The organism is Burkholderia cenocepacia, assembly GCF_900446215.1.
GTDB classification, from domain to species: domain Bacteria; phylum Pseudomonadota; class Gammaproteobacteria; order Burkholderiales; family Burkholderiaceae; genus Burkholderia; species Burkholderia cenocepacia.
Genome location: NZ_UAQZ01000003.1, coordinates 110200 through 124722 on the forward strand (window position 1 = coordinate 110200; position 14523 = coordinate 124722).

At 65.8% G+C, this 14523-nt stretch carries 13 protein-coding genes; 9 read left to right on the plus strand and 4 right to left on the minus strand.

What is annotated here, in order from left to right; all coding sequences use genetic code 11:
• Positions 1-51 precede the first annotated feature (51 nt).
• The 3 genes from rplQ (at position 52) to dsbD (ending at position 2814) form a co-directional block, all read left to right on the plus strand.
• Complete coding sequence (gene rplQ, locus DTA15_RS11225; RefSeq protein ID WP_006477175.1) at positions 52-447, plus strand: 50S ribosomal protein L17; 396 nt, start codon at positions 52-54, stop codon at positions 445-447.
• A 203-nt stretch (positions 448-650) separates the two neighbouring features.
• The gene (cutA, locus tag DTA15_RS11230) at positions 651-977 is read left to right on the plus strand and encodes a divalent-cation tolerance protein CutA (RefSeq protein ID WP_006494457.1); all 327 of its coding nucleotides are present in this window, start codon (positions 651-653) and stop codon (positions 975-977) included.
• Positions 970-2814, plus strand: a complete 1845-nt coding sequence (gene dsbD, locus DTA15_RS11235; protein ID WP_012492294.1) for a protein-disulfide reductase DsbD — start codon at positions 970-972, stop codon at positions 2812-2814. Before cutA ends, dsbD begins: the two co-directional genes overlap by 8 nt.
• A 129-nt stretch (positions 2815-2943) precedes the next feature.
• Here the strand turns inward: dsbD and hemB are convergent, their stop codons facing one another.
• Both hemB and yihA read right to left on the minus strand, forming a co-directional pair.
• The gene (gene hemB / locus DTA15_RS11240; RefSeq protein WP_006482872.1) at positions 2944-3942 is read right to left on the minus strand and encodes a porphobilinogen synthase; all 999 of its coding nucleotides are present in this window, start codon (positions 3940-3942) and stop codon (positions 2944-2946) included.
• A gap of 252 nt (positions 3943-4194) precedes the next feature.
• Positions 4195-4854, minus strand: coding sequence for a ribosome biogenesis GTP-binding protein YihA/YsxC (yihA, locus tag DTA15_RS11245; protein ID WP_006477171.1), 660 nt, complete (start codon positions 4852-4854; stop codon positions 4195-4197).
• Positions 4855-5068: 214 nt separating this feature from the next.
• On the opposite strand from yihA, the gene DTA15_RS11250 reads away from it, so the two are divergent.
• From DTA15_RS11250 to msrQ, 5 genes are all read left to right on the plus strand, one after another.
• Complete coding sequence (locus DTA15_RS11250) at positions 5069-5722, plus strand: c-type cytochrome (protein WP_012492295.1); 654 nt, start codon at positions 5069-5071, stop codon at positions 5720-5722.
• A gap of 200 nt (positions 5723-5922) precedes the next feature.
• Complete coding sequence (locus DTA15_RS11260; RefSeq protein WP_006482902.1) at positions 5923-8136, plus strand: cytochrome c biogenesis protein ResB; 2214 nt, start codon at positions 5923-5925, stop codon at positions 8134-8136.
• A 4-nt stretch (positions 8137-8140) separates the two neighbouring features.
• A complete protein-coding gene (gene ccsB / locus DTA15_RS11265; RefSeq protein WP_006482903.1) occupies positions 8141-9331 on the plus strand; it encodes a c-type cytochrome biogenesis protein CcsB in 1191 nt (396 codons plus the stop codon).
• Positions 9332-9489: 158 nt separating this feature from the next.
• Positions 9490-10485, plus strand: a complete 996-nt coding sequence (msrP, locus tag DTA15_RS11270) for a protein-methionine-sulfoxide reductase catalytic subunit MsrP (protein WP_006482919.1) — start codon at positions 9490-9492, stop codon at positions 10483-10485.
• A 20-nt stretch (positions 10486-10505) separates the two neighbouring features.
• On the plus strand, positions 10506-11192 hold the full coding sequence (msrQ, locus tag DTA15_RS11275; protein WP_006482924.1) for a protein-methionine-sulfoxide reductase heme-binding subunit MsrQ: 687 nt from the start codon (positions 10506-10508) through the stop codon (positions 11190-11192).
• Between the two features lie 82 nt (positions 11193-11274).
• Here msrQ and lptM read toward each other — a convergent pair whose 3' ends face one another.
• Positions 11275-11550: an LPS translocon maturation chaperone LptM gene (gene lptM / locus DTA15_RS11280; RefSeq protein ID WP_006491729.1), complete on the minus strand. Its 276-nt coding sequence runs from the start codon at positions 11548-11550 to the stop codon at positions 11275-11277.
• 36 nt (positions 11551-11586) lie between these two features.
• On the opposite strand from lptM, the gene cyaY reads away from it, so the two are divergent.
• Positions 11587-11913 carry an iron donor protein CyaY gene (cyaY, locus tag DTA15_RS11285; RefSeq protein WP_006482891.1) on the plus strand — a complete coding sequence of 109 codons (327 nt, stop codon included), beginning with the start codon at positions 11587-11589 and terminating at the stop codon, positions 11911-11913.
• A gap of 78 nt (positions 11914-11991) precedes the next feature.
• Here cyaY and DTA15_RS11290 read toward each other — a convergent pair whose 3' ends face one another.
• On the minus strand, positions 11992-14379 hold the full coding sequence (locus DTA15_RS11290; RefSeq protein WP_012492296.1) for a penicillin-binding protein 1A: 2388 nt from the start codon (positions 14377-14379) through the stop codon (positions 11992-11994).
• Positions 14380-14523: the final 144 nt, after the last annotated feature.

The following is a 14523-nucleotide window of genomic DNA, read 5'->3' on the forward strand; positions in this document are numbered from 1 at the left end:
CCGAGGTGCGATAGAAGAGCTGGATCAAAACTTTGAATCAAGGAAACTGAAATGCGCCATCGTCATGGTCTGCGGAAACTGAACCGCACGAGCAGCCACCGTCTGGCTATGCTCCGTAACATGTCCAACTCGCTGATCGAGCACGAAGTCATCAAGACGACGCTGCCGAAGGCGAAGGAACTCCGTAAAGTCGTCGAGCCGCTGATCACGCTCGGCAAGAAGCCGTCGCTGGCAAACCGTCGCCTGGCGTTCAACCGCCTGCGCGATCGTGACTCGGTGGCGAAGCTGTTCGACGTGCTCGGTCCGCGTTTCGCGAACCGTCCGGGCGGCTACCTGCGCGTGCTGAAGTTCGGCTTCCGCGTGGGCGACAACGCACCGATGGCACTGGTCGAACTGCTCGACCGTCCGGAAGTCGACGAAACGGAAAACGTGCAAGAAGCTGAGTAAGCTTCCGGTACGCAGCAGGATCTGAAAGGGGCCGAGCGAATGCTTGGCCCTTTTTGTTTTTGGGATGTCGGCTGCGATCGATTGTCGCAGGCCGGTGCCGGCAGCGTCGCGCGGGCTGCGTTACGATACGGGGCAACCGGTGCGGCCCCTGAACGGGGTGACCGGCGCCGGCAGGAGCCGGCAGACCAGCGAGGAGGGCGCGGATGATAGTGGTGCTGATGCTGACGACGGTGCCCGATGCGGCGACGGCTGCGGCGCTTGCCGACGGCGCGCTCGACGCGCGGTTGGCCGCATGCGTATCGGAGCTCGGCACGATCAAGTCGCGCTATCACTGGCAGGGCAAGGTCGAAACGGCCGAAGAGATCCAGTTGCTGTTCAAGACGAGTCCCGTGCGAGCGCTCGAACTGGAGCGATTTATTGTCGCGCATCATCCTTACGAGACGCCTGAAATCGTCTCGTGGCAAACGACGGCATCGGCCGCGTATGGCCAGTGGGTGACCAACGAAACTCAACGTCTATTTCATGTTTAACGGTATGGCGCTTTCGGTGCGCGTGCGCGCGCTGCGGTTTGTTGCGGTCCTGTTGTCGTTCGTGTTCGTGCTGGGCGGTCTGTCCGTCGCGCGCGCGGCCGACGATTTCCTCGATCCGTCGGTCGCGTTCAAGTTCAGCGCGAGCGAATCGCCGGGACAGGTGGACGTCCGCTTCAAGATCGCCAACGGCTATTACATGTATCGCGAGCGGTTCGCGTTCGCGGTGAAGAGTGGCCAGGCGACGCTCGGCGAGCCGCAGTTCCCGGCCGGCCACGTGAAGTTCGACCAGACGTTCCAGAAGGACGTCGAGACCTATCGCGACGAAGTCGTCGTTCACGTGCCGGTGAAGCAGGCGGCCGGGCCGTTCGAGCTCGCGGTGACGTCGCAAGGCTGCGCGGACGAAGGGATCTGCTATCCGCCGGCCGAGCACGTGATGAAGGTCGATGGCGCCGCGCTCGGCGCCGCATCGTCGTCCGGCGACACGGCTGCCGCGGGTAGCTGGTTCGACAAGGTCACGAGCGCCGATTTCGCGCAGTCGCTGCTCGAAGGCCACGGCTTCTTCACGATCGTCGCGCTCTACTTCGTCGCGGGCGTCGTGCTGAGCCTGCTGCCGTGTTCGTATCCGATGATTCCGATCGTGTCCGCGATCATCATCGGCCAGGGCACGCGCGCGACGCATGCGCGTGGCTTTGCGTTGTCGTTGACCTACGTGGTCGGCATGGCGCTGGTCTACACGGTGCTCGGCATCGCCGCCGCGCTGGTTGGCCAGAGCCTCGGCGCGTGGCTGCAGAATCCGTGGGTGCTTGGCGCGTTCGGCGTGCTGCTGACCGCGTTTGCAGTGTCGCTGATCTCGGGCAAGGACATCGCGTTGCCGGAGCGCTGGCAGAACGGCGCGGCCGAGGCATCGAGCGCGCGCCAGGGCGGCCACTTCGTCGCGGTCGCGGCGATGGGCGCGTTGTCGGCGCTGGTCGTCGGCGCGTGCATGACGGCGCCGCTGTTCGCGGTGCTCGCGTTCATCGCGCATACCGGCAACGCGTTGCTCGGCGGCGCGGCGCTGTTCGCGATGGGGCTCGGCCTCGGCGTGCCGCTGCTGGTGGTCGGCGTCGGGGCCGGGACGGTGCTGCCGCGCGCCGGCGCGTGGATGGACGGCGTGAAGGTGTTCTTCGGCATCGTGCTGCTCGCGGCCGCGCTGTGGATCGTGTGGCCGGTGCTGGCCGGCGGGCTGAAGATGGTGCTCGCGGCGTTGTGGCTGCTGATCGCGGCGGCGGCGCTCGGCCTGTTCACGCCGAACGCCGGCGCCGCGTCGATCTGGCGTCGCCTGGGCCGCGGCGTGGGCGCCGCGCTCGCGATTTGGGCCGCGACGCTGCTCGTGGGCCTGGCTGCGGGCTCGACCGATCCCGTCAAGCCGCTGGCCGTGCTGGCGGCGCGTACGGTGGCGTCCGGCGGTGCGGCGACGGCCGGTGCGGCTGCCGCGGACGGCCCCGCGTTCGCGCCGGTGCGCTCCAGCGGCGAACTCGACGCGTTGCTGAAGACGTCGGGCCGGCCCGTGATGCTCGACTTCTATGCCGACTGGTGCGTGAGCTGCAAGGAGATGGAGCATCTGACGTTCACCGACGCGCGCGTGCAGGCGCGGCTCGCGCGGCTTCACCTCGTGCGCGCGGACGTCACCGCGAACAACCCGGACGATCAGGCGCTGCTCAAGCGCTTCAACCTGTTCGGGCCGCCGGGCATCATCTTCTTCGATCGCAACGGCAACGAGATCGGCCGGGTGGTCGGCTATCAGGCGGCCGACACGTTCCTGCGCAGCCTCGATCGGGCGGCCGTGCCGACGGTATGACGATGGCTTGCCGGGGCGAACCGGCGAATCGCAGATTCGGGCCGGCTGACAGCTTCGATCGGCGATAAACAAAAAACGGCGGGACACCGAAGTGTCCCGCCGTTTTTGCTGATGCGCGCCGGTGCGCGATCAGCGCTGCGCTTTCAGCAGACGCGCGGCATCGAGCGCGAAGTACGTGAGCACGCCGTCGGCGCCCGCGCGCTTGAACGCGAGCAGCGATTCGAGCACGACCTTGTCGTGGTCGAGCCAGCCGTTCATCGCGGCGGCCTTCAGCATCGCGTATTCACCGCTCACCTGGTACACATAGGTCGGGAAGCGGAACTCGTCCTTCACGCGGCGCACGATGTCGAGATACGGCATGCCTGGCTTGACCATCACCATGTCGGCGCCTTCGTCGATGTCGAGGCGTACTTCGCGCAGCGCTTCGTCGCTGTTCGCCGGATCCATCTGGTAGGTCATCTTGTTGCCCTTGCCCAGATTGGATGCCGAACCGACCGCATCGCGGAACGGGCCGTAGAACGCCGACGCGAACTTCGCCGAATAGGCCATGATCCGCGTATGGATATGACCGTCGCTTTCCAGCATCTCGCGGATCGCGCCGATGCGGCCGTCCATCATGTCCGACGGCGCGACGATGTCGACGCCGGCTTCCGCCTGCGCGCGCGCCTGTTCGATCAGGATCTCGATCGTGTCGTCGTTGATCACGTAGCCGTTCTCGTCGAGCACGCCGTCCTGGCCGTGGCTCGTGTACGGATCGAGCGCGACGTCGGTCAGCACGCCGAGCTCGGGGAAGCGCTTCTTCAGCTCGCGCACGGCGCGCGGAATCAGGCCTTCCGGATTGGCCGCCTCGCGGCCGTCGGGCGTCTTCAGCGATGGCTCGATGGCCGGGAACAGCGACAGCACGGGCACGCCGAGTTCGACGCACTGCTCGGCGACCTGCATCAGCAGGTCGACCGACACGCGCTCGACGCCGGGCATCGACGGGATGGGCTGGCGTTGCTGGGTGCCTTCGACGACGAACACCGGGTAGATCAGGTCGTCGGTGGTCAGGCGGTTTTCGCGCATCAGGCGGCGGGAGAAGTCGTCGCGGCGCATCCGGCGCGGACGATGAAGCGGATGGAAGCTCATGGCGATTTGGCAGAAATCAGGGCAAGAAGACCTTACGGAACCCTTAGGTCATTTTCGAGATCGTTGGTATATGATAGCGATCGAGCGGCACGCGTTGCGTGCAGCTCCCCGCTTCTCCTCCCTGAGCGGGTGCCTGTCGTTTTTCGATTAGGCTGTTTGACCCGCCGTTCAACGGCGGGTTTTTTTATGAGCCGGCCGAATCCGCAGGTACCGTCAGGTGCGCGCAGCCGATCCCAGCCGCGCGTTGCCCGCTCATTGTGCTACAGGCTCGCTTTTTTCGTCGGCGACGGACGGCCGCAGCCAGCTCTCGATCAGTTCATGGGCCTCGTCGAGCCCCGTACGCTTCAGCGCCGAGAACAGCTGGACCGTCAGCTTGCCCTTCACGCCCTGGTCGCGATACGCGTCGAGCCCCTTCTGCGTGTTGCGCAGCGCATTGATGCTTTCTTGGCGCGTCAATTTGTCGCACTTCGTCAGCAGCGTGTGGATCGGCTTGCCGGTCGGCGCGAACCACTCGATCATGCGTCGATCGAGATCGGTCAGCGGACGGCGCGAATCCATCATCAGGATCAGGCCGCAAAGCTGCGAGCGCGTCGCGAGATAGGACGACAGCAGCATTTCCCAGTGCGCCTTCGCGGCACCGGGCACTTCCGCGTAGCCGTAGCCGGGCAGGTCGACGAGGTTCGCGACGGGCTCAGCGGCCGGGCCGACGGAGAAGTAGTTGATATGCTGCGTGCGGCCGGGCGTCTTGGACGCAAAGGCCAGCCGTTTCTGGTTGCACAGCACGTTGATCGCCGTCGACTTGCCGGCATTCGAGCGGCCCGCGAACGCGATTTCCGGCTGGACCGTCGGCGGCAGGTCGCGCAGATGGTTGACGGTCGTGTAGAAGCGGGCTTGATGGAGCAGAAAGGCCATGGGAACCGGAAGGACGGGCGGCGCGAGCCGCTTGGTGGAGGCGGGGTAGCCCCGATAGGCGCGGGAGCTTTCAGCACGATATTGTACAATACGGCGGTTTTACCGAAGGCCAACGGGCGCCTGCCTCGCGCTTTTATGTGGCTTCTGCGGTAGACTGAACGCCGTCGTTTTTTGCAGAACCTCAAATTCCCACAAGACGAAACAGGGTGTGCGAATGAATCGACTGTGCAAGTCTCTGATGGTGCTTCAGGTTGCAGCAGGGTTCGTAGGTTTCGTAGCGGAGGCAAACGCGGCAGATGCGGCGAAGCCGGATCTGGACCGCGGCAAGGCGATTGCCGGGCAGGTCTGCGCGTCGTGTCACGGCGCCGACGGCAATAGTGCGTCGGGCAGTTTCCCGAAGCTCGCCGGCCAGCATCCCGAATATCTGGTCAAGCAGTTGAACGACTTCAAGACGCAGCCGGGCGCGAAGGGGCCGGTGCGTAACAACGCGGTGATGGTCGGATTCGCGAGCGCGTTGAGCGCGGACGACATGCGCAACGTCGCCGCGTACTACGGGTCGCAGACGACGAAGCTCGGTACCGCACGCAATGCGGCGACCGTGCCGGTCGGCCAGAAGATCTATCGCGGCGGCATCGCGGAGAAGGGCGTACCGGCCTGCGCGAGCTGCCACGGGCCGACGGGGCAGGGGATCCCGGTCCAGTATCCGCGTCTGTCGGGGCAATGGGCCGATTACACGGTCGCGCAGTTGACCGCGTTCCAGCAGGGTGCCGGCGCGCGCAACAACAACGAGGCGATGCATCAGATCGCGTCGCGGCTGTCGGATACCGAGATCAAGGCCGTCGCCGATTACATCGCGGGTCTGCGTTGAGCGGTCAACCGCGCATGGAATGACCGGCCGCCCGAAGGGCGGCCGGAGTCAGAACAAGAAAAGGGTGGGGCGCCGCTGTTCGCGGTCGCCTTGCCCTTTTTTGTTGGCACTCGCCGGGCCGTCCCGAGCGTGCCGATCGCCCGTTGGGGCGCAGCGAACATAGTGAGTGTGGGGGCTGTTTCCCCTGAGTCGGAGTTTGAATGAGCGTTACCACGTCGGGGTTGCAGTCGAAGTCGAGTCAGGGTGCGTCGAAACGCGCGGTCGAGCTGCTCAGCTCGATGCGCTTCGCGATCGCGCTGCTGGTGGTGCTGTCGATCGCGAGCATCATCGGCACGGTCCTGACCCAGGACGATCCGTATCCGAACTACGTGAACCAGTTCGGGCCGTTCTGGGCGGACATCTTCCGCTCGCTGGGCCTGTACAACGTGTACAGCGCGTGGTGGTTCATGCTGATCCTGATCTTCCTCGTCGTGTCGATCTCGCTGTGCGTGATCCGCAATGCGCCGAAGATGCTCGCCGATGCGAAGAGCTGGAAGGACAAGGTCCGCGAAGGCAGCCTGCGCGCGTTCCACCACAAGGCCGAGTACACGGCGTCCGGCACGCGCGCGACGGTCGCGGCGACGCTCGCCACGTTCGTCACGAAGGCCGGCTACAAGCACGTCGTGCGTGAAACCGACGGCGCGACGCTGATCTCCGCGAAGCGCGGCGCGATGACCAAGTGGGGCTACATTTCCGCCCACCTCGCGATCGTCGTGATCTGTATCGGCGGCCTGCTCGACAGCAACCTGCCGATCAAATTCCAGATGTGGATGTTCGGCAAGAGCCCGGTCAACACGAGCGCGACGATCAGCGAGATTTCGCCCGACCATCGCCTGTCCGCGTCGAACCCGACGTTCCGCGGCTATGCGTGGGTGCCGGAGGGCCAGTTCGTGTCGACCGCGATCCTGAACCAGCCGAGCGGCTCGTTGATCCAGGATCTGCCGTTCTCGATCCAGCTCGACAAGTTCATCGTCGATTACTACACGACGGGCATGCCGAAGCTGTTCGCGAGCGACATCGTCGTGATCGATCGCGAGACCGGCCGGAAAATTCCGGCGCGGGTCGAGGTCAACAAGCCGTTCACGTACAAGGGCGTGTCGATCTACCAGTCGAGCTTCCAGGACGGCGGCTCGCAAATGCAGATGACGGCCTACCCGATGACGGGCAGCCATGCGGCGACCGTTCCCGTGAAGGGCACGATCGGCAGTTCGGCCCCGCTGCAGGTCCCGGGCGCCGACGGCGACACGATCGAGTTCTCCGATTTCCGCGCGATCAACGTCGAAAACATGGCCGACGCGAACGGCAAGCCGGACGTGCGCGGCGTCGCGACGACCAGCTCGCTGAAGGAAGTATTCGACGAGCGGCTCGGCTCGGGCGCGAAGACGTCGAAGCCGACGCAGCTCCACAACATCGGCCCGTCGGTGCAGTACAAGATTCGCGGCAAGGACGGCCAGGCGCGCGAATTCAACAACTACATGCTGCCCGTCGACATGAACGGCGAACGCGTGTTCCTCGCCGGCGTGCGCGCGAGCCCGAACGATCCGTTCCGTTACATGCGGATCCCGGCCGACAGCCAGGATTCGATCGGCGAATGGATGCGCCTGCGCGCCGCGCTCGAGGATCCGGCCGTGCGCACCGAAGCCGCCGCGCGCTTCGCGCAGCGCTCGCTGCCGGGCGACGCGTCGCTGCGCGGCCGCCTGCAGGACAGCGCGTCGAAGGTGCTGACCCTGTTTGCGGCGAGCGACGACAGCGTCGGCCGCGGCGCGGATGGCCAGCCGGTCGGCGGCTTTCAGGCGGTGGCGACCTTCATCGACCGCTCGGTGCCGAAGGGCGAGCAGGAGAAGGCCGCGAGCCTGTTGCTGCGGATGCTCGAGGGCTCGATGTGGGAGGTCTGGCAGATTGCGCGCGAGCGTGCCGGCGAGCCGGCCGCGCAGCAGGGCACCGACACGATCCGCTTCGTGCAGAACGCGATCAACGCGCTATCCGACAGCTTCTTGTATGGATCGCCGGTCTATTTGCAGCTTGATTCCTTCAAGCAGGTGCAAGCTTCGGTATTTCAGCTGACGCGCGCACCCGGCAAGAATCTGGTGTATCTTGGCAGCCTGCTGCTGGTCGTCGGCATCTTCTCGATGTTCTACGTGCGCGAGCGGCGACTCTGGTTCTGGCTGAAGGACGCCGGTTCGGGCGTCGATGTGGTGATGGCAATGTCCACGGCCCGCAAGACCTTCGATTTCGAGAAAGAATTCGTGCAGACGCGCGACGCGGCCGGCGCCGCCTTGCGCGCCGCACCTCGCGATGCCGCGCCCGCCGGTGCGGCTTCGACGGCCCGCCCGCCTGTCGGCGGCGGTTCCGATTCCGAGAATTCCACCCGGTAACATCATGGATCTCACGCAAGTTTCCTCTTCCCGTACGGCGTCGGCCCCGGCGCCGGCATCGTCGCCGTTGTTCGACGAGCGTCCGTTCCTCGCGCGCCTGTCGCTGTTCGACTGGCTGTTCGCCCTGGCGCTCGTGGCGGGCGCGGGCTATGCGCTCGTGCACTACAACGCGCACATGGATTACTACGACAAGGCGGTGATGATCGGCACCGTGCCGGCGCTCGTCGCGCTCGGCTGGCGCTGGAAGCCCGCGCGGCTGATGATGGCGTCGATCTCCGTGCTGTCGCTGTTGTCGATCCAGATCTACCAGGGCGATCTCGCCCGCGCCGATTCGGCGTTCTTCCTCAAGTACTTCCTGTCGAGCCAGTCGGCGATCCTGTGGATGAGCGCGATGTTCGTGCTCGCGACGATCTTCTACTGGATCGGGCTGCTCGCGCGCGCCGAAACGGGCGCCGCGATCGGCCAGAAGCTCACGTGGGTCGCCGTGCTGATGGGCTTCACGGGGCTGATGGTGCGCTGGTACGAGTCCTACCTGATCGGTGCGGACGTCGGGCACATCCCCGTATCGAACCTCTATGAAGTGTTCGTCCTGTTCAGCCTGATCACGGCGCTGCTTTATCTGTATTACGAAGGCCACTACGGCACGCGTTCGCTCGGCGCGTTCGTGCTGCTGGTCATCAGCGCGGCGGTCGGCTTCCTGATGTGGTACTCGGTCGCGCGCGATGCGCAGCAGATCCAGCCGCTCGTGCCGGCGCTGCAAAGCTGGTGGATGAAGATCCACGTGCCGGCGAACTTCATCGGCTACGGCAGCTTCGCGCTGTCGGCGATGGTGTCGGTCGCGTACCTGATGAAGGAGCGCGGGATCCTCGCGGATCGCCTGCCGACGCTGGAGGTGCTCGACGACGTGATGTACAAGTCGATCGCGGTCGGTTTCGCGTTCTTCACGATCGCGACGATCCTCGGCGCGCTGTGGGCGGCCGAAGCGTGGGGCGGCTACTGGAGCTGGGACCCGAAGGAAACCTGGGCGCTGATCGTGTGGCTGAACTACGCGGCGTGGCTGCACATGCGGCTGATGAAGGGCCTGCGCGGCGCGGTGGCCGCCTGGTGGGCGCTCACCGGCCTGCTGGTCACGACGTTCGCGTTCCTCGGCGTCAACATGTTCCTGTCCGGGCTGCACAGCTACGGCAAGCTGTAAGATTTCCGCCGCTCGTCCGACCATAGACCGCCGGTGCACTGCGTGCCCGGCGGTTTTCTTTTGTAATGGGCGGGCGAACCGGGCGTCGAACGGCGCGCGACGGGCCGGGTCGAACGCTGATGAAGCATGCGCGTCGCGCATGCGGGAGGAACTGCACGATGTGGATCAAACGCCCTTTGCGTAACGTACTGACCGGCGCGGATATCGCGCCGAGCGAGATCACGCCGCGCGCGGTATTCGAGAATCGGCGGCGCGTGTTGCAGGCGGCCGGCCTCGCGGCCGCGGGTGGCCTGTTCGGCACCAGCGGCGCGGCGCTCGCCGCGTATGCGTCACCCGACGCGCGGGCGGCGAAGCTCGCGGCAAAAACCAACCCGACATTCGTCGCCATCGACAAGGTGACGCCGTTCAAGGACATCACGTCCTACAACAACTTCTACGAATTCGGCACCGACAAGAGCGATCCGGCGCAGAACGCGGGCACGTTGCGGCCGCGCCCGTGGCGCGTGAGTGTCGAAGGCAAGGTGCAGCACCCGAAGGTGTTCGATCTCGACGAGTTGCTGAAGCTCGCGCCGCTCGAGGAGCGCGTGTACCGGCTGCGCTGCGTCGAGGGCTGGTCGATGGTGATCCCGTGGATCGGCGTGCCGCTGTCCGAGCTGATCAAGCGCGTGCAGCCGACTGGCAACGCGAAATACGTGCAGTTCGTCACGCTGGCCGATCCGTCGCAGATGCCGGGCCTGTCGACGCCCGTGCTCGACTGGCCGTATTCGGAAGGGCTGCGCATGGACGAGGCGATGAATCCGCTGACGCTGCTGACGATGGGCGTCTACGGGCAGGTGCTGCCGAACCAGAACGGTGCGCCGGTGCGGATCGTCGTGCCGTGGAAATACGGGTTCAAGAGCGCGAAGTCGCTCGTGAAGATCCGCTTCGTCGACAAGCAGCCGAAGACGAGCTGGAACACGTACGCGGCGAACGAGTACGGCTTTTATTCGAACGTGAACCCGAACGTCGATCATCCGCGCTGGAGCCAGGCGACCGAGCGGCGCATCGGCGAGGACGGCTTCTTCACGCCGAAGCGCAAGACGCTGATGTTCAACGGCTACGGCGACTTGGTCGCATCGATGTATCAGGGCATGGACCTGAAAAAGAATTTCTGAGCGCGACCGTGAGAAACGACATGCATCCTTCGACGCTCACACCCGCGCGCGCCGCGGGCGCCGGGCAGGCTGCTCGCACGGCGCGTGCCGGGGCGAACCGTCCTGCCGCGCCGCGCTGGCTCGCGCCGGCCAAGGTGCTGGTGTTCGCGGCCGGCCTCTACCCGCTCGCGCGCATCGTGCTGTTCGGGCTGACCGACCGGCTCGGCGCGAACCCGATCGAATTCATCACGCGTTCGACCGGTTTGTGGACGCTCGTCCTGTTGTGCATCACGCTGGCCGTCACGCCGCTGCGGCGCATCACGGGCTTCGCGCCGTTGCTGCGCTTTCGTCGGATGATCGGGCTGTTCGCGTTCTTTTACGCGACGCTGCACTTCACGACCTACCTGTGGTTCGACAAGTGGTTCGACGTCGTCGCGATCCTGAAGGATGTCGGCAAGCGCCCGTTCATCACGGTCGGTTTCGCGGCGTTCGTGCTGCTGATTCCGCTCGCCGCGACGTCGCCGCGCGCGATGGTGCGCCGGCTCGGTCGCCACTGGGCGACGCTGCACAGCGCAATCTACGCGATCGCGCTGTTCGGCGTGCTGCACTTCTGGTGGATGCGGGCGGGCAAGCACGATCTTGCGCAGCCGAAGCTCTACGCGGCGATCGTCGCCGCGCTGCTCGGCTGGCGGCTGGTGACGTGGGGCTGGCGGCGCGTGCGCGCGTGACGGCGCCGCCGCTGAAAAACAAAAGGCGATGACCGGGAAGTCATCGCCTCGTTTCGTGCGCCGCGCGGGCGGCAGTGCGTCGTTACTTCGTCGCGGCCGGGCCCGATGCCGGGGCGGGCATGGTCGATGTGCTCGACAGTTCGGGCGACAGCGTGAGCGGCGAGCCGGACGTGTCGGGCGACTCGTCGGACGACGCGTTTTCGTCGGTCGGTTTCACGTCCGACGGCGGCGTATTCTGCGGCTGGATCGGCTTGGGCATCGGAGGCACGGTGGGCAGATAGAGCGCGCCGCTTTGACCGCAGCCGGCAAGAATCGCCAAAGCCGCTACAATCGCGCTCATCCGGAAAACGACTCGCATGATCGTCCCTGAACAATTTAACCGATAGAGTTTAGCATGTCCGATACTGAATACCTGGCCCGTGCAGAGGCCGTGCTGGCGGCCGTCGAGCGTACCGTGGACGTCGCGAACGACGGCGATCACGACATCGATCTGGAACGCAATGGCAGCGTGCTGACGCTGACGTTCGAGAACGGCTCGAAGATCATCGTCAACCTGCAGCCGCCGATGAAGGAGGTGTGGATCGCCGCGAAGGCCGGCGGATTCCACTACCGTTTCATCGACGGCGAATGGCGCGATACGCGCACGGGCACCGAGTTCTTCTCGGCGCTCACCGACTACGCGACCCAGCAGGCCGGCCTGCCGATCACGTTCAGCGCGTAACGGCGGGAGCGCGCTCCGCGCGTCGTGCCCAAAGAAAAAGCGCCCCGCGGGGCGCTTTTTTCATGGCCGGGCCGCGGGTCAGTGGCCGCGGAACAGGTTCATGATGTCCTGCTTCTCCTGCTCGTCGACGTGCGGCACGGCCTCGTCGACGTTCTGCGCAGCGGGCGCCTGCGGCACGCCGACCGTCGACACGAAGCCGTGGCCCGGCGTGAACTCGGTGAAGTACAACTCGCCGCCGAGCGATTCGACGCCTTCCGGCACCGTCGGCTTGAATTCCGGCACGCCCTTCAGCGCAGCGCCCATGTAGTCGATCCAGACCGGCAGCGACAGGCCGCCGCCGGTTTCGCGATCGCCGAGGCTGCGCGGATTGTCATAGCCGATCCATGCGATCGCGGCGAGCGTGTGCTGGTAGCCGGCGAACCACGCGTCGTGCGAGTCGTTCGTCGTGCCGGTCTTGCCCGCGAGATCGGTGCGCTTCAGCACGTTGGTCCGCGCGCCCGTGCCGCGCTGCGCGACGCTCTGCAGCAGGCTGTTCATCACGTAGGCGTTGCGCGCGTCGATCGCGCGCGGCGCGTTCTGCTCGGCGACGAGCGGCTGCGCGCGCGCGACGACCGCGCCGTTCGGATCGGTGACTTCGGCGATCAGGTACGGATTGACGCGATAGCCGCCGTTCGCGAAGACCGAATACGCGCCGGCCATCTGCAGCGGCGTGACCTGGCCGGCGCCGAGTGCCATCGGCAGGTAGGCCGGATGGCGCTCGGCGTCGAAGCCGAAGCGCGTGATGTATTGCTGCGCGTATTTCGTGCCGATGTGATTCAGGATCCGGATCGACACGAGGTTGCGCGAGCGCTGCAGCGCGGTGCGCATCGACATCGGGCCTTCGAAGCCGCCGCCGTAGTTCTTCGGCTCCCACGGCTGGCCGCCGGTTTCCGCGGCGCTGAAATACAGCGGGCCGTCGTTGATCACGGTGGCGGGCCCGAGGCCCTTGTCGAGCGACGCCGAGTAGATGAACGGCTTGAACGACGAACCGGGCTGCCGCCACGCCTGCGTGACGTGGTTGAACTTGTTCTTGTTGTAGTCGAAGCCGCCGACGAGCGAGCGGATCGCCCCGTCCTGCGGGACGATCGACAGGAACGCGCCTTCGACCTGCGGCAACTGCGTGATCGACCATTTGCCGGCGTCGTTCTTCACGACCCGGATGATCGCGCCGGGGCGGATGCGCCGGCTCGGCTGCGCGTTGGCCGACAGCGCGCCCGACGCGAAGCGCAGGTTGTCGCCCTCGATCGTCGCCGTGCTGCCGTCGATGAACGCCACCGTGATCTGGCGCGGGCTCGCGGCCGTCACGACCGCGGCGATCAGCTCGCCGTTGTCGGGATGCTCGAGCAGCGCGTCGTCGATCGCCTGTTCGCGATCGTCGGCGCCGGCCGGCAGTTCGATGAAGCCTTCCGGCCCGCGATAGCCGTGGCGGCGCTCGTAATCCATGATGCCCTTGCGCAGCGCGGTGTACGCGACCTGCTGGTCCGCGGAGTCGATCGTCGTGACGACGTTGAAGCCGCGCGTGTAGGTTTCCTCGCGATACTGCGCATACATCATCTGTCTGACCATTTCCGCGACGTACTCGGCGTGCACGCTGAAATCGCGGCCCGGACCCTTGACGACGAGCGGCTGCGCGGCGGCTTCGTCGTACTGTTCGCGCGTGATGAAGTTCAGCTCGAGCATCCGCTGCAGGATGTATTCCTGGCGCACCTTCGCGCGCTTCGGATTCACGACCGGGTTATACGCGGACGGCGCCTTCGGCAGCCCCGCGAGCATCGCGGCTTCCGCGAGCGTGATGTCCTTCAGATCCTTGCCGAAATAGACGCGCGCCGCGCTCGCGAAGCCGTACGCACGCTGGCCGAGATAGATCTGATTCATGTAGACCTCGAGAATCTGATCCTTCGTCAGCGCGCGCTCGATCCGGTACGCGAGCAGCATTTCGTAGATCTTGCGCGTGTAGGTCTTCTCGCTCGACAGGAAGAAGTTGCGCGCGACCTGCATCGTGATCGTGCTCGCGCCCTGCGACGCGTGGCCGTTCGTCAGCGCGACGAAGCCGGCGCGGATGATGCCGGTGAGGTCGACGCCGCCGTGATCGTAGAAGCGCGCGTCCTCGATCGCGAGGATCGCCTTCTTCAGCGAGTCGGGCACGTCCTTGAAATGAACGACGTCGCGGCGCTCCTCGCCGAATTCGCCGATCAGCACGTGATCGGACGTATAGATGCGCAGCGGTACCTTCGGCCGATAGTCGGTCAGCGCGTCGAGCGACGGCATGTTCGGCCAGGCCACGACGAGCGCATAGCCGAGCACGAGGCCGCCGGCCACGACGAGGGCCACGCACATCGCGGCGAAGCCGAGCAGGACTTTTTGCCACCAGGGCCGCTTCTTCGGCTCCGGGGCGGGAGGCGGGGACGTAGGAGTCGTGGATTGCATAGGCATACCGGAAAACAGTCCCGCGATTATAGCTGCCCGGTAAGACCGGTCCTGACGCGGGGGCCGCCCGTCGGAAAGCCGCGGGTCGGCGTGCCGTCAGCATAGTCCGTGCATGGCCGCCGCGAGCGGATGCTGGCCGTTTGG

Excerpts from the sequence above, each read along its gene's own strand:
- rplQ (WP_006477175.1), top strand. The coding sequence starts at position 52 with ATGCGCCATCGTCATGGTCTGCGGAAACTGAACCGCACGAGCAGCCAC.
- cutA (WP_006494457.1), top strand. The coding sequence starts at position 651 with ATGATAGTGGTGCTGATGCTGACGACGGTGCCCGATGCGGCGACGGCT.
- dsbD (WP_012492294.1), top strand. The coding sequence starts at position 970 with ATGTTTAACGGTATGGCGCTTTCGGTGCGCGTGCGCGCGCTGCGGTTT.
- hemB (WP_006482872.1), bottom strand. The coding sequence starts at position 3,942 with ATGAGCTTCCATCCGCTTCATCGTCCGCGCCGGATGCGCCGCGACGAC.
- yihA (WP_006477171.1), bottom strand. The coding sequence starts at position 4,854 with ATGGCCTTTCTGCTCCATCAAGCCCGCTTCTACACGACCGTCAACCAT.
- DTA15_RS11250 (WP_012492295.1), top strand. The coding sequence starts at position 5,069 with ATGAATCGACTGTGCAAGTCTCTGATGGTGCTTCAGGTTGCAGCAGGG.
- DTA15_RS11260 (WP_006482902.1), top strand. The coding sequence starts at position 5,923 with ATGAGCGTTACCACGTCGGGGTTGCAGTCGAAGTCGAGTCAGGGTGCG.
- ccsB (WP_006482903.1), top strand. The coding sequence starts at position 8,141 with ATGGATCTCACGCAAGTTTCCTCTTCCCGTACGGCGTCGGCCCCGGCG.
- msrP (WP_006482919.1), top strand. The coding sequence starts at position 9,490 with ATGTGGATCAAACGCCCTTTGCGTAACGTACTGACCGGCGCGGATATC.
- msrQ (WP_006482924.1), top strand. The coding sequence starts at position 10,506 with ATGCATCCTTCGACGCTCACACCCGCGCGCGCCGCGGGCGCCGGGCAG.
- lptM (WP_006491729.1), bottom strand. The coding sequence starts at position 11,550 with ATGCGAGTCGTTTTCCGGATGAGCGCGATTGTAGCGGCTTTGGCGATT.
- cyaY (WP_006482891.1), top strand. The coding sequence starts at position 11,587 with ATGTCCGATACTGAATACCTGGCCCGTGCAGAGGCCGTGCTGGCGGCC.
- DTA15_RS11290 (WP_012492296.1), bottom strand. The coding sequence starts at position 14,379 with ATGCAATCCACGACTCCTACGTCCCCGCCTCCCGCCCCGGAGCCGAAG.